19 protein-coding genes and 1 other annotated feature are annotated in these 20,742 nt (G+C 44.4%); of the genes, 6 read left to right on the top strand and 13 right to left on the bottom strand.

Annotated elements, in window-relative coordinates; all coding sequences use genetic code 11:
• Nucleotides 1-412: 412 nt before the first annotated feature.
• Nucleotides 413-595 (top strand): hypothetical protein, encoded by a 183-nt coding sequence (locus tag ACKA06_RS20920; protein ID WP_411160565.1) that lies wholly within the window; start codon nucleotides 413-415, stop codon nucleotides 593-595.
• Between the two features lie 441 nt (nucleotides 596-1,036).
• Here the strand turns inward: ACKA06_RS20920 and lysS are convergent, their stop codons facing one another.
• The 5 genes from lysS to ACKA06_RS20895 form a co-directional block, all read right to left on the bottom strand.
• Nucleotides 1,037-2,497 carry a lysine--tRNA ligase gene (gene lysS / locus ACKA06_RS20915; RefSeq protein ID WP_198257376.1) on the bottom strand — a complete coding sequence of 487 codons (1,461 nt, stop codon included), beginning with the start codon at nucleotides 2,495-2,497 and terminating at the stop codon, nucleotides 1,037-1,039.
• Between the two features lie 81 nt (nucleotides 2,498-2,578).
• Nucleotides 2,579-2,845, bottom strand: a binding site (T-box leader).
• 25 nt (nucleotides 2,846-2,870) lie between these two features.
• On the bottom strand, nucleotides 2,871-3,119 hold the full coding sequence (locus ACKA06_RS20910) for a hypothetical protein (protein ID WP_198257375.1): 249 nt from the start codon (nucleotides 3,117-3,119) through the stop codon (nucleotides 2,871-2,873).
• A 506-nt stretch (nucleotides 3,120-3,625) separates the two neighbouring features.
• Nucleotides 3,626-4,357, bottom strand: coding sequence for a class I SAM-dependent methyltransferase (locus tag ACKA06_RS20905; protein ID WP_411160568.1), 732 nt, complete (start codon nucleotides 4,355-4,357; stop codon nucleotides 3,626-3,628).
• An 801-nt stretch (nucleotides 4,358-5,158) separates the two neighbouring features.
• Complete coding sequence (locus ACKA06_RS20900) at nucleotides 5,159-5,305, bottom strand: hypothetical protein (RefSeq protein ID WP_156522438.1); 147 nt, start codon at nucleotides 5,303-5,305, stop codon at nucleotides 5,159-5,161.
• A 166-nt stretch (nucleotides 5,306-5,471) separates the two neighbouring features.
• Nucleotides 5,472-5,918 (bottom strand): NUDIX domain-containing protein, encoded by a 447-nt coding sequence (locus ACKA06_RS20895; protein ID WP_082641610.1) that lies wholly within the window; start codon nucleotides 5,916-5,918, stop codon nucleotides 5,472-5,474.
• Nucleotides 5,919-6,095: 177 nt separating this feature from the next.
• Between ACKA06_RS20895 and ACKA06_RS20890 the strand changes: the two genes are divergently transcribed.
• The 3 genes from ACKA06_RS20890 to ACKA06_RS20880 all read left to right on the top strand — a co-directional run bounded on the left by ACKA06_RS20890 (nucleotide 6,096) and on the right by ACKA06_RS20880 (nucleotide 10,679).
• The gene (locus ACKA06_RS20890; RefSeq protein WP_411160564.1) at nucleotides 6,096-7,868 is read left to right on the top strand and encodes an extracellular catalytic domain type 1 short-chain-length polyhydroxyalkanoate depolymerase; all 1,773 of its coding nucleotides are present in this window, start codon (nucleotides 6,096-6,098) and stop codon (nucleotides 7,866-7,868) included.
• Between the two features lie 199 nt (nucleotides 7,869-8,067).
• A complete protein-coding gene (locus ACKA06_RS20885) occupies nucleotides 8,068-8,700 on the top strand; it encodes a class I SAM-dependent methyltransferase (protein ID WP_411160563.1) in 633 nt (210 codons plus the stop codon).
• 353 nt (nucleotides 8,701-9,053) lie between these two features.
• Nucleotides 9,054-10,679 (top strand): M4 family metallopeptidase, encoded by a 1,626-nt coding sequence (locus tag ACKA06_RS20880; RefSeq protein WP_411160562.1) that lies wholly within the window; start codon nucleotides 9,054-9,056, stop codon nucleotides 10,677-10,679.
• Nucleotides 10,680-10,742: 63 nt separating this feature from the next.
• Here the strand turns inward: ACKA06_RS20880 and ACKA06_RS20875 are convergent, their stop codons facing one another.
• Nucleotides 10,743-11,198: a hypothetical protein gene (locus tag ACKA06_RS20875; protein ID WP_411160561.1), complete on the bottom strand. Its 456-nt coding sequence runs from the start codon at nucleotides 11,196-11,198 to the stop codon at nucleotides 10,743-10,745.
• A gap of 118 nt (nucleotides 11,199-11,316) precedes the next feature.
• Between ACKA06_RS20875 and ACKA06_RS20870 the strand changes: the two genes are divergently transcribed.
• Complete coding sequence (locus ACKA06_RS20870; RefSeq protein WP_411160560.1) at nucleotides 11,317-11,928, top strand: CGNR zinc finger domain-containing protein; 612 nt, start codon at nucleotides 11,317-11,319, stop codon at nucleotides 11,926-11,928.
• Between the two features lie 285 nt (nucleotides 11,929-12,213).
• Here the strand turns inward: ACKA06_RS20870 and ACKA06_RS20865 are convergent, their stop codons facing one another.
• The 7 genes from ACKA06_RS20865 to ACKA06_RS20835 form a co-directional block, all read right to left on the bottom strand.
• Nucleotides 12,214-12,750: a hypothetical protein gene (locus ACKA06_RS20865; protein WP_411160559.1), complete on the bottom strand. Its 537-nt coding sequence runs from the start codon at nucleotides 12,748-12,750 to the stop codon at nucleotides 12,214-12,216.
• Nucleotides 12,725-13,942 (bottom strand): MFS transporter, encoded by a 1,218-nt coding sequence (locus tag ACKA06_RS20860; RefSeq protein WP_411160558.1) that lies wholly within the window; start codon nucleotides 13,940-13,942, stop codon nucleotides 12,725-12,727. The genes ACKA06_RS20865 and ACKA06_RS20860 overlap by 26 nt, the downstream gene beginning before the upstream one ends.
• Nucleotides 13,943-14,197: 255 nt before the next feature.
• Nucleotides 14,198-15,022 (bottom strand): SDR family oxidoreductase, encoded by an 825-nt coding sequence (locus tag ACKA06_RS20855; RefSeq protein WP_411160557.1) that lies wholly within the window; start codon nucleotides 15,020-15,022, stop codon nucleotides 14,198-14,200.
• 109 nt (nucleotides 15,023-15,131) lie between these two features.
• Nucleotides 15,132-15,527 (bottom strand): hypothetical protein, encoded by a 396-nt coding sequence (locus ACKA06_RS20850; protein WP_411160556.1) that lies wholly within the window; start codon nucleotides 15,525-15,527, stop codon nucleotides 15,132-15,134.
• 23 nt (nucleotides 15,528-15,550) lie between these two features.
• A complete protein-coding gene (locus tag ACKA06_RS20845; RefSeq protein ID WP_411160555.1) occupies nucleotides 15,551-16,927 on the bottom strand; it encodes a sensor histidine kinase in 1,377 nt (458 codons plus the stop codon).
• Nucleotides 16,924-17,595, bottom strand: coding sequence for a response regulator transcription factor (locus ACKA06_RS20840; RefSeq protein ID WP_411160554.1), 672 nt, complete (start codon nucleotides 17,593-17,595; stop codon nucleotides 16,924-16,926). The genes ACKA06_RS20845 and ACKA06_RS20840 overlap by 4 nt, the downstream gene beginning before the upstream one ends.
• A 46-nt stretch (nucleotides 17,596-17,641) precedes the next feature.
• Nucleotides 17,642-19,762, bottom strand: coding sequence for an MMPL family transporter (locus ACKA06_RS20835; protein ID WP_411160553.1), 2,121 nt, complete (start codon nucleotides 19,760-19,762; stop codon nucleotides 17,642-17,644).
• Nucleotides 19,763-20,113: 351 nt separating this feature from the next.
• Here ACKA06_RS20835 and ACKA06_RS20830 point away from each other — a divergent pair.
• Nucleotides 20,114-20,742: IS256 family transposase (locus tag ACKA06_RS20830; RefSeq protein WP_456153950.1), on the top strand; the 629-nt coding region annotated here is incomplete at its 3' end.

The following is a 20,742-nucleotide window of genomic DNA, read 5'->3' as shown; positions in this document are numbered from 1 at the left end:
GCGGCATATCCCCGGTCTATCCGTTATTGTCGAACTTCCACACTCCACCTTATAAGATAGGGAATACTCCCCTTTCTCGGTGCCTGTGTCCCAGTTCTCCTTAAACGTGACCACATACTTTTCGCTGCCGGTTTCTTTTACAAGGGTTTCTCTTTTACCCTTCTACCCAAACACCGATCACTACAGGGAATAATGATCGAGTTCCCTTCCCACCAGCATTTCGTTTACCAATACTTTATCATATTTCCAGAAGGTACCGGGCCGTAAAATCAAGAGCTTCTAGCAAGTTGCATTTCAATTTGCCCGCTCTAATCCCAACTTGACAGATAAGGTTTATAGGCATTATGATAATATAAACTTTACCCCGACCCTATATTTTCGAGAATTCTTTTCTTAGAGGAGGAAGGAAATGATGGCAAATCAAGCCTCACTCAATCAGAACAAAGGAATTTATCAAATGCTCAAAGACTCCATGGTGAAGGAAAAACAGGATTTAGAAACCCTTTCAACACCTCAACTGAAGGCCGTTTACAAACAGGAACGCTCCGCACAGCACCCGCACTCTGGTTATTCTTCGATTCGTTTTATGTCATAGATTAGATAAGAGCCGGTTTCTCACTCTATATGAGAAACCGGCTCTTTTCAACTATTTTAACCATCTCTTTTTTGGATTCCTACTCCTTATACACTTATACCTTGCTAGGTATTTTAGGCATTGAAAATAAGTTTTGATAATATATTTTTGTTTTTGATAATAAATTGTTGGTTTTTGATAATATATCCAGATTTTTGATAATAAGTGTGGCATTTTTGATAATATAAACAAGCAGAGTACCAATAATACCCGCTATGGTCGCATGAACTCCCTGTTATTTTGGACTAACCTGATCATTTAATTCGATATTCCCTAAAACTTAGTGAAATTCGAGTAAAATATACAGCTCCCTTTTACCTTCAACACCAATTTAGAATGGGTCACGGTACCTGTCCCCACGACCCACTCACAATCCAGCCAATACCAGCCCAATTCATCAAATTACAACTTCCTAGTCAACGGAAATAACACACAATCCTTAATCGTATCGCTGTCCGTCAATACCATCAGCAAACGCTCAATGCCGAATCCCCATCCTGAGATGGGCGGCATCCCGTATTCCATGGCGGTCAGGTATTCCTCGTCCATTTCCATCGCTTCTGAATCTCCATTGCTCTTAAGGATGGCTTGTTCCTCCAACCGTTTTCTTTGTTCAATTGGATCGACGAGTTCTGAATATGCATTGATGATTTCGGCCCCGTTCACGACCAGCTGGAACCGGTCGGTAAGTGCCGGGTCTTCGTCATTTGCCCTCGCAAGTGGTGAGAGATCGATTGGATGCTGGATCAGGAATGTGGGTTTGATCAGCTTTGGCCGGCATGTTTTTTTATAAAGCAAATCAATCAAATTTCCTCTTCCTAGCGAATGAATATCGTCATGTTCAAGCTCGACGTTTCTCCTGCGGGTCTCTAGAAGCAATTCTTCTGAGGTTGGATAAAGGCTAATATCAATCCCTGTTTCCCGCTGAATCAACTCCCTGAAGGAAACAGCTTCCCACTGCTGGGAAAAATCAATCGCCTGGCTGTTTAAATGAATTGTGGTTGTTCCAAAAGTGTGTTCAAGTACATACAGCACCATCTCACGCATGAGTTTCATCGTGTCTTCATAGTTCCAGAAGGCTGCATATCCCTCGACCATCGTGAACTCTTGAAGATGCTGGGGACTGATTCCTTCATTCCGGAAACACTTTGCGAATTCTAATACTTTGGTAAAACCGCCTGCGATCAGCCTTTTCAAATATGTTTCCGGTGCGATCCGGAGGTTCAGTTCCGAATCCAGCGCATTGTGATGGGTCCTGAATGGTTTCGCCAGTGCACCGGAGGAGGTATGCTGCAGGATTGGCGTTTCCACTTCAATGAAATCATGATCTTCAAAAAATCGGCGAATAGCGCGGACCATCTTGCTTCTGGACAGCATGCGGCTTTGGGTTTCACTGGTCATCATCAGGTCCAGGTAACGCTGCCTGTAACGGACATCTATGTTGCTCAGCCCATGCCATTTATCTGGCAGACTCCTCAACGCTTTGCCGAGGAAAACATAATGCTCGATCCGCAGCGTTTTCTCTCCTGCCCCCGTGGTGTACATGCTTCCTTCCACACCGATAAAATCACCGATGTCCACCAAATTTTGAAAGTGTTCAAACGGACCCTCTCCCACTTCATCCTTCTTGAGTAGAAGCTGCAGACTGCCATGTATATTTGAGATTGTAATGAACACCAGTTTCTTGAAGTTCCTGATTCCCATGATTCTTCCCGCTGCTCTGACTCCTGTTATACCATCTTCAAGCCGAACTGCCTCTGCAAGTTCATGATTAATGGAAAACCTTTCCGGATATACATCTATTCCTTGCATTCTCATCGCTTGTGCCTTTTTCAGTCTGCCTTCTGTCTGCTCGATACTCATACCGTTCACTCCGTTCTTTGGTTTTTTATCACACTCAATCTATTTAAAAACAAAAAAACTCCCACCCCCAAGATTCATCATCTTGAGGACGAGAGTATTATGCTCCGTGGTACCACCCCAGTTTATTGATATGTCGCCATACCAACCTCTTCGGGTACGTCAAAATATAAATAGTTGAGTATACCCTATCTCTGTAACGGGAGATCCCGTCGCAGTATCACCAGGGAAACCCTGGATCCGTGCGGAGCTCCGAGCCTTTTTTCATTAAGATCATTATTACTCCATCCCACCAACCGGAGCTCTCTGAAAATAACCGATCCCAACTACTCTTCTCTTCATAGCCGACAGTATTGAAAATTAAGAACATTTTATACTATGTAGTGATAGGAGTCAAGGTCCTCATCTCAATCGTCATTCTTTTATCAATAGCAGATCGTGCATGCCTCTTTTCCGCCGCACTCAGGATAAATAGGATAGAAATAAATCCGACAATACCCTGAAAGGCGATCGTCATCCATTTATCCACCGGGATGAAAAGCAATACGATTGGACAAACAAAGATCATTGACAAGCCTATTGTAAAGGCAGCCTTTTCGGGAAGTTCTCTAATCTTATTTATCATTCGGACACCAGGCTTTCTCTCTAGAATCTAAATCACCGCATAACTTAAAAAATATACGTAATACCAAATGCCTGAAGCAATGAAAAACACCAGCAGCAGAAGCACACCTGCCACTTTAAAATACTGCCTCACCTAGAATCCAAAGGTGAAAACAGTACAAAAAACTATCATGTTCACAATTAAATGATGAATTCCGGTTTCCTGTTGTGACGACCATTTCAGCGGTGAAACCAGTGGCTTAGAAAAGATCTCCAGTGTATTGGCCGTGCTCTTCACGCCACTTTCAAATCCATATGTATTGATCTTAAGGAGCAAATTACCCAATATAAAAAGAAATATAATACCAATCATCCAAAAAAGCAGATTCCCTGTTTGCAAGACTGATTTTTTAAGAGGACTCATGTCTGCCTTACTCGTTCTATTCAGAAGCATTGCCGTCGCTCCTTTAAAGTAAGCGGAAGGCAGCCCTGCCGCCTTCCGCTCCTCTGATATGTGTACCGCAAATCTTATTTGATGCAAGAAAAAGCAAGCACAACCGGAATCCTCTGCCTTCTCACAAATTCTTCTTCACTGCTGAAGTGTTCGCGCATTGGCGTCCCTTCACGCAAATCCTTGACGGTAAAACCGCATGACAACAGCGTCCGAAAATATTGCTCGATCGTCCGGTGATATTTGACCACCACTTGATCGATCCACGGTTCTTTTCTTTCCCCTTCAAGGAAATAATCGTCCACAATCCAGTTCCCGCGTTTATCACCCGTTTTCTTGCTGACAAACGACGAAGTAGTGAGAGGGTGCTGCACGCTGAACACAAACCGCCCATTTTTCTTCAATGCTTTATGTATGTCTTGAAACAATGTTTCGATGTCCGGAACATAATGGATGGCAAAACGGGAGGTGATGATATCGAAAGATTCCTTCGGATAATGATATGATTCCATGGTCTCGCGGATGATGGTCCCATTTTTACCGGACATATTCAGCCTGGCTGCGGCCGCCATTTGTTCAGAACCCTCCACTCCGGTGTAGGAGGCAGCGCCCTTATCCAATAATTCTCTGCCAAAAACGGCATCCCCGCATCCGAGGTCCAGGACTTCTTTATTTTGGACATTGCTCAAAAGCTCATCGGTGATCGGCCCCTCGATTGCATTATTAGGGCTGTCCTTCCGATCCCTTCGTTTCATATAGGTTGAAAAGAAATCTTCCTGATCATACGCACTTGAACCCCTGAATTCCATTTTGCACATTTCCCCTTCCATCATGAAATAAATTCCTTTGGATAGTTTAACATATTTTTGTAAAATAATAGAAATATTTTTCGGAAAAGAGCGTACGAAAAAGAGCCGGCCATTCGGGTGGGACAGCTCTTATGAAGCCTTGATCAATTAAACTGACTTTTATCTCTTTTCCCAGCGTTTTTTTCATTAAATTCAACTTCTGCTGCTGCATTTACGGCGGCAAAGACCAAGCTGACCTCATGGGAATGAGATTGTTGACCTTGGAAATGATAAATCTTGTGATGAAGCTAGCCAACTTTGGCTTCACCCCGATACACGTGGCGACATTTGACGGCCGGGGATACTCCTTTTGCATTCCTCAGGAAGCTGCTCCACCAGAGCCTCATTGCGTTCTGAATACTTCAATCACATGAAAGTACAGTACACCCACCGTTTGGAGCGGAACGGCTGCCTGCTTGGTAATAGGCGCCGTTTTTGTCCCTGTCTCCCGAGCAATCGGGCAGTTATCGAGTAGCAGAATACAAGATACACCACTGGGTATAGAGAGGATGAATATTATGTTTTTGATAATATATTTCTTTTTTTTGATAATAAATGGGTGGTTCTTGATAATATATCCTTTTTTTGATAATAAGACTGCCATTTTTGATAATAAAAGACATTCAAGCCCCTATAATACCCCGGGTTACAACCCTACTTTTGTCCCTTCAAAGCAATTTTGACATTAAAATAGAATAATTGACTATAATCCAATTAAAAAGATGGTCAATTTTCGTTTGCGGACCCCTTTTTTAACGTGGGTCACGGTACCTGTCCCCTCGACCCGTCCTGCTTCACTTTTAACCGCCATCTCACTGAAAGAATGAATGCACTCACGACCAGTGCAGGGAGGATCGAGAGTAGGATGAGGCGGCCAAGGTCTTCCCATTCCGAAAATCCTTGTTCCATGATGTCTTCTGAGTAAAAGAACACCACTGATAAAGGGATAAATAAGAAGGGGAACCTGGACCAAAAATATTGTTTATATTTATTGGACTTCGTTTGGCTCCATTTTCTGTTACTTTTCTCACTTTTCATTACGCCATACTTCCCCTTTGATTTAATGATCCCACTATCACACAAAATCCAATATCCTGATATCAACCATATCAAGATCGCCTATTTCTTCTTTTAAATCCCAAAGCCTTATTTCGGATGTTTCTTCATTCTCGATAAATGGCTGAATTTCTTCAATGACTGTTACATACACGGGATTGTATTTGACGTCCCCATTTTTAGTATTCTTCGATTTTAAAAGACCACTGAACTCCATGTCGGTTATCACTTGCCCCGTTTCTTCATAAAGTTCCCGCATGGCGCATTCCTTTGGGGTTTCAACCCCTTCCCTTCGTCCTGCCGGCAATTCCCACTGCTTACGCCATACGTTATAGCACATGAGAACTTTCCCCCCGTACTTCACTACTGCAAAAGAACCGGCAAGCGGTCTGTATGTACTCATTTCTTCTTCGTTGATGCGCAAAAAATCCATGAATTCGTAACCGTTGTTTTTGAGTTTATTCAATTGGTTTCCTCCATTTAAGTGAATGATCTTATATATGTATTCTTCAAAAAGGGATCATCCCCTTTATTTCACCATGCATGACTGCCGGCCAGCACTATATCCCCCTCTTCTGTAACTCGTTTGTAACTCCACTCCTTTAAGCTTCTACTATCAAGAGAAGGGAGTTGATTCATTTTTATGAAGGTTAAACGGTTGTGTTTGACGATGGTTGCTTTGATGCTAATAAGTGCATGTGTATTGTTTCCGGGTCCGGCGGCGGCAGCAGGTCAGTTTCTTGATGGTTCTTATGGCGCTAAGCCTTATAAGCTCTATGTTCCAAATGGGTATGATGCAAGCAGAAGTTATCCTTTGTATGTCATGCTTCATGGGTGCACTCAGGATGCGAATCAATTTGCCGCAGGCACGCGGATGAACACACTGGCCGATGAAAAAGGGTTTCTGGTCCTTTATCCGGAGCAAACGAGCAGCGCGAATTCAAATAAGTGCTGGAACTGGTTTGAATCCGCCCATCAGGCTCGTGGAAGCGGTGAGCCTGCTGTCATAGCGGGTATGGTGAACAAAGTTAAAAGTTCCTATTCAATCCAGGGAGATGAGGTTTATGCATCGGGGCTTTCAGCAGGTGCTGCGATGAGTGTCATCATGGGGGCCGCGTACCCTGATCTCTTTTCCGGCATTGGTGTCGGTGCCGGTCTGGAATATAAAGCTGCAACCAGTATGACAGGTGCCTTCACCGCGATGTCAAGCGGCGGGCCGAGTCCTGTGCAGCAGGGGAACCTTGCTTACCAGGCAATGAGCAGTCGGGCAAAGATTATGCCTGTCATTGTTTTTCATGGTACATCCGATTACACGGTCTATCCTGTAAACGGGAATCAGGTCATTTCGCAGTGGGCTGCCACCAATGATTTAGCAGAGAACGGAATAGCTGACGGCTGGATCGATGACCAGCCCGAACGGACGGTTAACGCCGTTGTATCCGGAGGCAGAAGCTACAACGTCAGTGATTTCGAAGGCTTGGACAGACGTGTGTGGATGAGAAAAGTGACAATACAGGGTATGGGCCACGCCTGGTCCGGCGGGAGTTCACAGGGAAGCTACACCGATCCGCAAGGTCCGGATGCGAGCCGGATGATGTGGGAGTTTTTTGACTCCTTCACTGACAGAGGCGGTGGAGAAAATGACACAACTTCGCCGGTTACTTCGGCCTCTCCCGAAGGAGGCACGTATAACGCACCGGTCCAGGTCACACTTCAAACCAACGAAGAAGCTTCCACCTACTACACTACGGACGGATCAGATCCGACCATTCAATCTGCCTTATACACAGGACCGATCCAAATCACCGATGATACCATTCTCCGTTACTTCAGTCTTGACCCTTCAGGTAATTCAGAGACTATCAAACAGGAAATCTATGTGATCGATGAATCCTCCCCTCCAAGTGAAGGCGTCACGATTTCGTCCATTTCCGCAGAAGACGGTTTCGCCGGACAGTTAACAGCAGATAGCATAGGGACCGGGGACATCAAGGTCGGTGACAAGGGGATGTATAACACGGATACGTACAGAGGAATTCTGTCATTCGATACGAGCCAATTGGGACAGACCGCCATCCAATCGGCCACCATCCGCCTCTACATTAAGTCTGTTGCCGGCACGGTTTCATCTATTTCTGCCGATATAAAAAATGGAACCTTCGGGGCTGCCGGGATTGAGCAAAGCGATTACTCAGCACTTGCCAGTTTGGGTAACGCATCTGTCTTCCAATCCCCTCCAGCATCCGGTTATATTGATCTCAAGCTGTCAGGTGCTTCTTTGACCCAAATCAATAAAAATGGAAAAACACAATTCAGATTGAAAGCGGTGACCACACCAGGATTTTCTCAAAATCAAATTGAATTTTATGGTGGAGGCAGCGGCGGTCAGTCCCCTATCTTAATCATAAATGATTAATCGGAAACGTTTCTAAACTCTTCATTAAAAAGAAAACGAACAACGGCGGGAAAGCCGGTGTTCGTTTTTCATATCTCAAGACATTTTTTGGTAAATTTTATGTTATTGTAATCATAGAGGAATCAATTTAGAGCGAAGGGGATGTTTTGCAAAAACTTACTGGACATGAACCAAATCATGAAGGAAAAAGAGGTGACAAATGAACAACCCCTGGAACAAATTCATCTACAGACTCGGTTCTGGTTTATACGACCAGCTTTTCAATTCCGGGTTATTTCTTAAGGCACGCAAACAGATTTTCAGTGATGGGATATTTAAAGACGAGGGGCAGAAAATTCTTTTTGTAGGGGTTGGTACCGGCGCAGATTTGGAGTTAGTGGATATTGATAAATTTGATATCACGGCTATCGATTACTCAGAGGCGATGCTTCAGAAGGCACGGGAAAAATTCAACCATTCTACTATCGAATTTTTAAAGATGGATGCACAAGATATGGCCTTTGCTGATGATCAATTTGATTTGGTGGTGGCAAGCCTGATCTTATCGGTTGTTCCTGATGAAAACCTGTGTTTCGGGGAAATCGTACGGGTCTTGAAACCGGATGGCAAAATTGTCATTTTTGATAAGTTCTCTCCAAAAGGGAACAAACTGCCCATCTATAAAAAGCTGCTTAGACCGGTAATTAGAGTGCTGGGCACGGACATTGGGAGGAATTTCGAAAAGCTGGTGGAACCTCACAAGGATTATGTGACCATATTGGAAGACCGCTCGATTCTTTTTAAAGACATGTACAGAAAAATAGTTTTGCTTAAATCATATTTATCAAAATAAACTCAGGGCCATGCTCTCTGAGTTTTTTTCTGCTGGTCCACCATCGAGGTCATCCCCTGACATCTAAGATTTCTAATTTCCCATTATAATAGGAATACAAATTCATATATAGAAAAAATTGTCGAATATGCCTAAAAAAATAATCTTTGTTAAAAGTAGGAGAAAATCAAAGAATCCTTCCTTCCATTTACGCAAAAGCGGAAACGGAAAATAGTAAATATTCTAAATTAACTTACTATTTCCATAATTTTCATTGTCTTATCAAGTTTATTTTACTAGAATTCAAATTAGCTGCCGGAGCTAAAAGAAATAGCTATTTCTCTATTACATTATAAAAAAGGGGAATTGTAATTATGTCGAAGAAAAAATTAGTCAGTTTAGCATTAGGAACATCCCTTGTATTCAGTGCATCCTTTAGTGGAACAACATTCGCGCAATCATCTACGGATTCTATCACTTCCAATATGGACATCCATCAAAAACTTATAGATAAAAAAGGTCCGGACTTCCTATCCGGTAAGCTGTCAAAAGGTATTGTAAAGAACGAAAAAGATGTAAAGAAATTCATGAAGGCCAATAAAGAGTTGTTCAAAATCGATCCTCATTCCGAGCTTACCCTCATCGAAAAAACGACGGATGAGCTTGGATCCACCCACTATCGTTTTTCTCAAACGATCAAAGGGGTGCCAATCGACGGGGCCACCTTCATTATTCATACAAATAAAGAGAATGAAGTGACGGGTGCTACCGGGCAGCTATATGACAAAGCAGCCAAAAAGGTAACAAAGACCAAATCCTCCATTTCCAAAAATGCTGCGTCTGACCTTGCATGGAAACATATCAACCTATCAAAAAGCGATACGGTTACAGATAATCAAAATGTGGCAGGACCTAAGAGTGATATCAAAAATACGACAGTGAAAAATGACCTGGTCATTCATGAAAAAGACGGCGAATTCAACCTCGCTTACAAAGTTCAGCTTCAATTCATCAAGCCTTACGGTGCCAACTGGCAGATCTTCGTCGACGCTGAAGACGGCCATGTTCTCGAAGCAGTCAATGCGGTGACGGACGCAGGGACCACAGGGTATGGATATGGCTTGCTGGATGATTACAAATCGTTAAATACTTACTATTCAAACGGTACTTATTATTTATATGACGTCACCAAACCAATGAACGGTGTCATTGAAACACGCACTGCCAATAACGGTTCGAGCCTGCCGGGTAACTATTCAGTAGACAGCAACAACGCCTGGACAGCCTATTCCCAAGCTGCTGACGTTGATGCCCATGCATACGCGGGTAAAGTCTATGACTATTATAAAAACACACATAATCGCAATAGTTTTGACAATAATGGCGCAACCATCCGCTCCACTGTGCACTACGGCAGCAACTATAACAATGCTTTCTGGAACGGATCCCAAATGGTATACGGTGACGGCGACGGATCGACCTTCACTTCCCTTTCAGGAGCCCTTGACGTTGTCGCACATGAGCTGACCCACGCAGTGACGGAACGAACAGCTGGTCTTCAATATCAATATCAATCAGGCGCGCTGAATGAATCGTTCTCTGACGTATTCGGATACTTCCTTGATTCCGGCGATTACTTGATGGGTGAAGATGTCTATACACCGGGAGTATCAGGCGATGCCCTGCGCAGCTTATCCAATCCGCCTCAATATGGACAGCCGGCTCATATGAATGACTATATCAATACATCTTCTGATAATGGCGGCGTTCATACGAACTCAGGTATCCCGAACAAAGCAGCATACAACACAATCCAAAGCATCGGTAAAGCAAAAGCAGAAAAGATCTACTACCGCGCATTGACGGTTTATTTAACGCCGACAAGCAATTTCAGCTACGCACGTGCCGCTCTTCTTCAATCAGCAGCGGACCTGTATGGAAGCGGAAGCTCGACTTATAACTCTGTAAAAGCAGCATGGGATGCAGTTGGGGTATACTAATCCCTAAAAAGCTCCGGGGAATGATTCCCTGGAGCTTTTCTATGCTTCTGTTTGACTACTGTCTTAAATCCCTTTAATCATTTGACGGATCGAACCGAGATGATAGGCGGAGTGGGCAATCGCTCCCAACAGGCCATTCGATGTCTGTTCATCCAAGGAGTCAAGTGAATCAACCTTTTTCAGCAATGTTGTGGATTCTTGTTGAAGTTCTTTTTTTAATCTTTCCCAGGTCATTTTATCAACGTCAGTGATTTTCCAGGATGCACCCCAATCCTTCTCTGGCTCTTCCCCATTCAAATAGGAGTTCGCAACCCACAGGTAATAGCGGGTATGGTCCGTTTGGGCGGCGATTGTCGTCCCGTTAACTGAGATCGATGCTTCCTCTGACGACAGTTTCTCAAGCGTTCCGATTATACCGCTACCCGGCTTTGATTCGGTGTACCAGCTTCCATTTTCACCAGGTCCCTCAAATGTTTCCTTCAACAAAGTTTCAACAGCTGCCAACATCGGATTGTTCATCTCTGTCCCTCCTGAATTTGTTCTAACCACTAAAATCACTTTAGACGGTTATAGTTTAACCCGGTTGTTTCTAACTGTCAATATGTATTATGATGGTTATAGAAAAGGAGTTTTGAACATGTCAGAAACGAACCCTTATATGATGGTCGGAGAACGGCTGTGTATGGATTTCATCAATACCCTCAGTTGGCGGGAAAGTGCAGAAAAAAGGCGGGAATGGTTTACGGGTTATGCAGAATTGGTCGACTGGTGCATCCATGCCCGAGTCTTGAACGGACAACAAGCAAAAGCCCTTCTTTTAAAAGCGGAGGAAAAACCGGCTGAAGCCGGGGGTGTTTTGAAACTGGCAGTTGAGATGCGGGAAGTGATGTATCGCATCTTCAAATCGATTGCGGAGGACACATCGCCGCTTGAGAAAGACCTGGATCGCTTCAATGAATTTGTGAGCAGCTTCTACCGAAAGCTTCAGGTAATCCATGAAAAGGATCAGTTCACAATGAAGTTCGATTACGCCGGGGATAACCTGGATATGATGCTCCCTCCAATCTTCCAGTCTGCCGTAGATTTACTCGTTTCGAAAGACCATCTTGAACGGGTGAAACAATGCGAGGGAGATCCATGTGGATGGTTATTCTTTGATACGAGCCGTAACCGGAGCCGCCGCTGGTGTTCCATGGCCGATTGCGGCAATCGTGCTAAAGCCAGGCGGTTTTATAAGAAGGAAAAGTGATTTGTTAGGTCGTGGGCGGCCTGGCTCCAACAGGTTGTGGCGCGTTGCTGATGGGACTTGGGACAAATTAATTGGGGGGAAATGACCTCGATAAATAAATACCCCCCTTTGTATTATTCACTGTGTATTCATGTTTTTGATAATATATCCTGATTTTTGATAATAAGCTGGCCGGTTTTGATAATAAACACAATCCATGACCAGATAATACCCTCGATAACACTACCCAACCCGTATAGTTAATAGCCAGAAAACCAACTTATGTTTAAAAAACACCAAAATCTGCTAAATGGCTTCTTCTATCTTCCTCTTAACCACCCATCTTCCATTGTCCAAGTTCCAATTTTCAATCGTAAATAATCGAGCCAGGACTTTTTCATCTCTTACTATCAATTGTTCATAAAATACGACTGCATTTCCTTCATCTCTCAGCCTGATCACTCGATTTTCAAACTTCTTTTCTGCACCCAAGAAATGAGTGACCGATTGTTTCATCCCACTTATGGCTTCTTCTCTTGTAAAATAAAGTGGCTTTTCATTTCCACTCTTAAAAAATGCTACATAATAATCAGCTGCCATTCTTTCAATTGAGGTGGTGTCCCCTGTACTCATTGCATTGGCCCAATCATTGATGAATTCATTATGCATACTTGTAAAATCATCTAAGAGTTTCTCCATCATTCCCACCTCACTTTCAAATATAAAGATAATAGATAGAAAAATAGAGTATAAAACCAGAGCGATTTTATACCCTATTATTAATCCTATTTCACGGAATCCAGTTACCCGCAATCCATCAAGCCGATTCTTCAAACCTGACATTCAAAGGTTCATTCAACGTCCTCAATTTTGGATTCACCAGGAAGTAAATCGAGAACACAAGATACCCTGTTCCAGATATGCCCACCAGGAACATCCCTGAAGTCAGTTCACCAATCAATCCGCCCAGGAAGAAACCGAGGGGACTCAGCGAGCCCAGCAGCGATGAAATGAAGGCAAATCCGATGCCGACATGGTTTCTTGGCAGATTGACCTGGATCATCGTCTGTATATAGATGCTTAAGATACCGATCCCCGCCCATGAGAAGGCGAAGAACAGATACGGCAGGAACCGGGCGTCCCTGACAGCGAAAGCCAGCAGCCAGAATATGCCTGCCCAGACGGCCACAAGGGGCAATATCCGGTTGAGCGAGATCTTTTCCACCTTGCTTGAAAGGACGGTCCCGGTGAGGGTGCCGACGGATATGGCGGTCAGCCAGAATCCGTATTCTGCGGATGTATCCGAGATGACCGGGAGCATGGCGAGTCCCATGGTCGCCATCAGATTCATCCCCATCACTCCGAACATGATGCTTAACAGCCTGCGCTTCGACTTGACGACCCCGAAACCCTCTATGAAATCTTCTTTGTACTGCCGGAAGAAACCTAATGTAGAGACTTCAGATTCCTTCTCAGATTTAGGTACCTTCAGATATACAAGGAAAATTAGACCGGTCATCACCACCAGAAAGCTGTTCGTAATATAAACGACACCAAGTCCGACGAATGCAATCAGAATGCCTGAAACCGCATCACAAATGATATCAAGAGTCTGATAGGAAAAAGAAAAGATGGCGTTCACCTTAGTCAGTTTTTCCTTTGGTGCAAGCCGCTCGATTAATGCACTTTCTGTCGGATATGTACTTTCTGATAAGGAAAGTGCCATGAACATCATCAGAAACAGCACTGGCAGCCAAAGGATGTTGGAGTAATAAAGGATCGAAATGACGCTTACCAGTGCCCCCTGCCCGAACATGGCTGCGTATAGAATGGTCTTTTTTGAAAAACGATCGATCACCGGCCCGTACAGGAATTGTATCGTGACCGGCAGAATCGCCACTGCACTGGTCAATCCAATCAGCAGCGGTGAAGCCGTCAATGATTTCACATACCAAATGGTCGCGATCATATAAAAACTGTCCGCAAAATTCGTTATGATTCTTCCAATCAATAAAATCGTCAACTGTCTATTCATATTTGATCCTCCCAGCATTTTTTACTAGACGTTATATGTACTAGTAAAAATCAAGGAGGCTTCCAAGCGCAGACAGCACTCTAATGATCAAATGGGTTGAGATAAATGATCTTAATCATGTGGTGTCCCCTTTCTCTGCTTTACGGGTGATTATATCATGACTATTCTGATAATTAAACCATAATCTTCCAAAATCATTCTATCCCGCATGAAAAAAGCTCCCTGCCAAAAGACAAGGAGCCGCACTCTACTATTTTATTCCGTATCCTTCTTCCACTCTTCCTCTTCAATCAACATCTTACCGGGCCACGTATACGCCATGATGCCGCCGTCCGCCTTGATGTCTTCTCCTGTCACATATGCGCTGTCATCCGATGCCAGGAACAGGGCGACGGTGGCCATGTCTCGCGGACTGCCGAGGCGGCCCATCGGGGTGATCCATCTGTTGGCGTCCCTGAATTTCTGCCCCATGTCGTCCTGCTTGCTTCCGACGAGTTTATCAATAAGCGGGGTTTCGATCGTTCCTGGAGACAGGGAGTTAACCCGGATCCCGTGGCGTGCGTAATCGATTGCCATCGCTTTTGTGAGGTTGATGATACCGCCTTTTGCTGCATTATAACCAGAACGGTCAAGGTCGGCTGCATGACCGGACATCGAACCGTTGTTAATGATGCTTCCTCCGTTATCAAGCATAAGCGGGATCAGGTATTTACTGACGAGGAACGTGCCACGCAGGTCGACTGCAATGATTTTATCAAAGAGCTCGACCGGGTATTCATGGACCTTCCCGCCCTGTTCATCCACACCTGCATTGTTGAATAGCACATCGATCTTTCCGTACGTATCCTTCAAATACTCGGCAAACTTCTTCACACTCTCCTCGCTCGATACATCAAGGTGATAGGCTTCTGCCGTTCCGTCTTTAGATTTAATATCTTCAGCCGTCTTCCTCACCTGGAATTCATCCACATCCGCGCAGATGACCACAGCCCCTTCTTCAGCAAAAACATTGGCAGTGGCTTCCCCGATTCCGGTCGCAGCCCCTGTGATCACGGTGATTTTTTGATTGAGTCTTCCCATTTTAAAAGCCTCCTATATGGTTAAGTCATATAGAGGGTTTATCCTGGTTTGTGAAATACTAAACATAAAATCGTCGTTCAGACAGCAATTGATAGGAATGGAGCTGATCCTATACTGTTTTTCTTTCCACCATGAAAGTAACCACGGCAAACAATAGAAAGGCCAGCAGGAGCAATGTCCCCCCTACTATAAAAAACACAGTGATGAGTGTTTCATTCAGTTGAAATGGATTCAGGTTGTACATCCACATTCCCAACGTCAATCCGAGAGCTCCTGCCATCCCGAAAAGGCTGTGAACTGCCACCATCTTCTTATATTTCACCGTATATACCTTGTAGAAAATCCCCCATGCAAAAACGGAAAGCCAGCCGACCAGCAGGATGTGGGCATGAATCGGTTTGAGGGCGTAGTCCATCGCTCCGGCCATATGCGACCCCAAATAAGTACCGATGATGCCAAAGACAGCCGCAAATCGTATCAATCTCAAACTCCAAATTTGTTCCATTTTTTCTCCTCCATTATCCTTCTTTATATAGCAGGAAGGGTGATCGTGAAGATCGTTCCCGCCCCGGCTTTACTTTTTACATTGATCTTTCCTTGGTGCAGGTCAATGATCTGCTTTACTATAGAGAGACCAAGTCCGGTCCCTCCCTTCTTTCTCGCTGTATCCACACGGTAAAAGCGATCAAAGATCTGGTCCATTTCGTCTTGTGTCATTCCGATTCCGGTATCCTTAAACGTGATTACAAGTTCTTCCTCTTTCTCCTCCAAGCCGATCCAGATGCTGTCACCTTGACCGCTGTACTTTATGGCATTGGTCATGAGGTTATCCCATACATTCGACATTAGTTCGGCATCGTATTTGAGAATACATGAACCAAGATTGTACGAGACATCGAGCTCTTTTTCCTCAATGAGCCATTGATACCTGCGGATCGCCTGCTTGATTTGTTCGTCCACCCGAACCTTTGAAATTTTCATTGGGTAGGCTTCTTGATCCAAAGACGTTATGATCAATAACTGTTTTGTTAAATGGGATAGCCGTTTTGATTCATCATCAATGATCCCGAGGTACTGTTCGCTCTCTTCCTTGGTCACACCCGCCTTAATTAAATCTGCATATCCCTGTATATTCATCAGTGGTGATTGAAAATCATGGGACACATTGCTGATGAAGGATTTACGTGCTTCATCGTTATGCTGTAATTGCCGCTGCATGATGGTGAAGCTTTGTGCCAGCTGACCGATTTCATCCCTGCGGCTGATGTTCAACTCATATTTGAAATTCTCACGAGTCAATTCTTTTGTTGCTTCCGTCAACTGGGTAATGGGCTTGATCAAATGCTTCGCAAACCAAATCATGCCGATGATACTGAATATAGCAACGGCTAGAATGAACCACGCAAGGATCATGTGAATATCAGAGAATAGCAATTTGTTGTTGGGGCGCATGAACAAGGCATACTGCTCTCCATTGGAAGTAAAGGGTACACCGACCGTATTGCGTACATCATTAGAAAAGTGTCCCATCATGAAGGCCTGGCTCGAATCCTCACTCATGCCGTGATAGATTTTCCTTTCATCCATTACCTTTCGGGCTTCACCTGAAAGCTTTTTCTTTGCAAACTCCTCACCGAAAAATCGTTTGTCCCCATCCTCATTGATCACGAGCACTTGATAACCCAGTTTCCCGACTGATTCTAAATATGGAGTGAGGGCAGTCTGGTGGCCGTGCATCCCTTCTATGCTCGCAACGATCTCTTTAGCGATCCCGACGTTTTGATAATCGATATTTTGCTTGGTGGAGTTCAGGTATATCCAATTGGTCAGAAACAAACCTATTATGACACTGATGCTAAGGATCAAGAGAGTCGCTGCGACAAATTTCCTGTACAGCGTCCTCATTCGATCACCTTTAGCTTATACCCGATCCCTCTGACCGTTTGGATTTCGACACCCGCCTCATATTTCTTTAGACGTTCACGGATCCGGTTAATATGTGTATTTAGGGTTTGTTCGCTTCCTTCATTATCGATTCCCCATATCTGTTCGATCAACAGAGCCCGGGGCGCAATCCGCTGCGCCCGCGATGCAAGAATACTCAGTAATTCAAATTCTTTCAATGGAAAGAGGATCGTCTCTTGACTGATCATCACTTCGAAGTTTTTGCGGTCAAGCACCAAATTCCCTGCCCTAATAACCATTTCCATTGCCCGCTCCACCCTGCGCAAGACAACGGCAACACGGTATAACAGCTCTTTGACCTCAAATGGCTTCACAATATAATCTTCCGAACCGGATAAAAAGCCCCGCTCCTTATCATCCAACTGCCCTTTAGCAGTCAAAAGGATGACGGGAATGTCATAAACATCCGATAAAATCCCGGTCAGTTCATATCCATCCATTCCGGGCATCATCACATCAACCACCGCTAAATCGACGGCCATCTTTTCAACGATTTCCAGAGCTTCCTCTGCATCATTCGCCTTCAGTGGTTGATATCCCTTCCGGCTTAAATGAATAGAGACTAGCTTTTGGATATTAACATCATCATCTACAACGAGAATTTTCATACTGACCTCCTATAAGCAAATACGCCGGTTAACCTTCGTATTTCTATTATCCCTTAGTATGAGAGGTTTGATGATCCTTTTCAAATGCCAAAATCACTGCAGGCAGCAGCACACCGCGAACCAGGAAAGTATCCATCAGGATCCCCACTGCCACCATAAAGCCGAAAACGAATAAATCAGCAATCGGCATCGTGGTCAAAGCTGCAAATGTGGCAGCCAGAATGATCCCTGCAGATGAGATGACGCCGCCAGTGTTCATCATCGCAATTTCAAGGCCTTTCCTGACACCGTGCGTTTTTCTTTCTTCCATAAAACGTGATACCAGGATGATGTTATAATCCACACCCAGGGCCACCAGGAAGATAAAGGCATAAACTGGGACGCGTGTACTGATGGCATCAAAACCGAACAACACATCAACAAGGAAAATCCCCAGTCCCAGCGCGGAGACATAAGAAAGCAAAATGGTTCCCACCATATATAAAGGTAATTTTATCGCACGGGTAAGGGCTACCAACAGACCCAGTATGAGTACCGTTTCAAGGATCACAATTGTCACGATATCCCTGTTATTCACGTTCCTCTCATCCACAAGCTTGGCCGTGACGCCTGCATAATAAGCCTCTCCATCAACGGAAAGTTCACTGAGCATTTCAGGAGTTGAGCCCACGAGGTCTTCCATGAAGTCGATGGCATCTTTCGAATATGGATTCATAGATAAAGCGACACTGTATTTCACTGCCGTGTTATCCTCCGTTTGCCCTGACTTCCGGACAGATGCGATCTCATCCATTCTCTCCCATTCGTTCTTGATTTCATCTGCTTTTTCAGGCGTTATAGCCTCATTGCTTTCAATGAGCAGCGTAGTTGGAGCAAGCTCCCCCTTATCAAACTGGGATTCTACAATTTCATACCCTGTCCGTGAAGGTAAATCCTCAGGGAATTTCTTCACGGTATCAAACTCAAACTCAATGTTCATCACATTTAGTGCAGTCACCACCAGGAAAATCCCCGTCAATCCGCCGCTGATCCAAGGTTTACTGACCACAAACCGGGCAACCGACTTCCAAAACGTGTGTTTCAACTCTTCTTCTCCGCCATATTTCGGTACCTTTGGCCAAAACGCCTTACGTCCGAATAAAGTGAATAACGCAGGAACAAGCGTAATCGATGCAAGCATAATGAAGAACATCGCCAGTCCGAAAACCGGAGCAAAGTTCTGGTAATCACGGAATTCAGCAAAGAATAAAATCAGCATGGCCGCCATAACGGTTCCCCCTGCAAAAAACACAGGCTCCCCGGTGGCACGCATGGCATTCTTCATGGCAGTATATTTACTCTCCACCTGATAAAGCCCCTCGCGGTAACGCGAGAACACAAATAAGGAATAATCAATGACGGCAGCGAAGAGCAATATACTCATGATCGAAGTCGTCGAATTGTTTATTTCCAAGCCCGCAGCCCCCATCAGGGCCACACTCTGATTCACCACCTGATAGACGATGATCGTTGCAAGAAGCGGGATGAATGCAAGCAGCGGTGAACGATAAATGACAATCAAAAGCACCAAAACAATCATAATCGTCGCAAGCAATAAGACGACATCCGCCTGTTCAAATAGTTTTGTCGCATCCCCGGCGATCCCCGCGGGACCGGTGATGTAAAATTCCATGTCTCCAAAAGAATCCGCAGCCTTATTGCCGACTTCTGACGCCCTGTCATTGATTTCAGAATAGTCCTTGTTTCCAAGTCCTTTCTTAAGTTCCATTGGAACAATCAATGTTGAACCGTCTTCAGAAGTAAATCCTTCCAGCGCCTGCGGTGGAAGCTTACTGATATCAACAATGCGATCAATGCCCTTAATATCTTCATCCTCGATCGCTTCTAAAATCTTATTTACTTCACCTATCTTCACATCACCTGAGTCATTGTGAAATACAAGGATCCCGGGAGTTCCCTGCTCATTCGGGAATGACTCTTCAATTTTATTGTCTGCGATAATGGACGCAGCGTCGTCAGGCAGTGATTGAAAATTACTCACTTTATAGTCACCAAGCCTCGGCCCAGCACTCAACCCGACCATCAGCACCAGCCAGGCAATGATCGTAATCCACATCCCCCGCTTCGTCGAAACCCAATCTGTTACGAGATAAAGCCATTTTTTCATTATGATGTTACCTCCTTCATATATGTCGATTCACATTATAAAACTGCAACATAAACTTAATATCAATTTTTGTTTACAGATGGCGTGGCGGCGGGCATACCGGTTCTTTCGATAGCCGGGGACAGGTAACCCGGTTCATTCAGTACCGTTGTACACCTGTCCCGGTAGTTATGTGATTATGCCGATCCTCTCTTGTCCGTCCGCAATGTGTGATTTTTGGGATTTTTTTGGTAAGTGATGGAATTATTCGATGGTTTATAAAAGTATGTGTAAGGTCTTTTTCTAGACAACAGAAAAAGGACAAAGTACTCTCTGAATATCACCACAATAATCGAGAGGAGTCCTTTGTCCATGTTTAATGATAACATAAAAAACCTTAACTTTTCTAGTATGTTAGAGTCCACCGTGAGAGAAGTTCTTAAAGAGAAATTGGAGTTCATTCTCCAAGAAGAGATTAAAGAGGTCCTAAAAAATGAACCTGTGGGAGAAGACAATTCTCGGAATGGATACTATCATCGTACGCTGGATACCGTTTATGGACGTGTCGAAGACCTTGATGTTCCTCGGGATCGGAATGGCGAGTTCCAGACGGAACTATTTGAACCGTACAAACGTAGAATGGTGGCTGTTGATGAGTTGGTCATTCAATTGTATCGTCACGGCGTTGGAGTTCGTCAAGTCGGCAAAATTATGAAGAGTTTGCTTGGAGAGTCCTATTCTCCGGGTACCATTTCGAATGTAACGGATACCGTTCTTAAGGATATTCGAGAATGGCAGAAACGTCCTCTCAAGAAGAGGTATTGTGCCCTTTATCTTGATGCGCTCTTTGTCAACGTCCGTCGTGACACGGTTGGAAAAGAAGCTGTCTACATCGTCCTTGGTATTTCGCCGGAAGGACATCGTGAAGTGCTGGGCTTTTATATTGGGGGCAGAGAGTCGTCTAACGGGTGGAGTGAAATTCTGAATGACCTTCGTGAACG

The sequence above is a fragment of the Rossellomorea oryzaecorticis genome (assembly GCF_045897515.1).
GTDB classification, from domain to species: Bacteria; Bacillota; Bacilli; order Bacillales; family Bacillaceae_B; genus Rossellomorea; species Rossellomorea enclensis.
The sequence above is the reverse complement of the archived record's forward strand: the minus strand, read 5'-3'. Positions and strand labels throughout refer to the sequence as shown.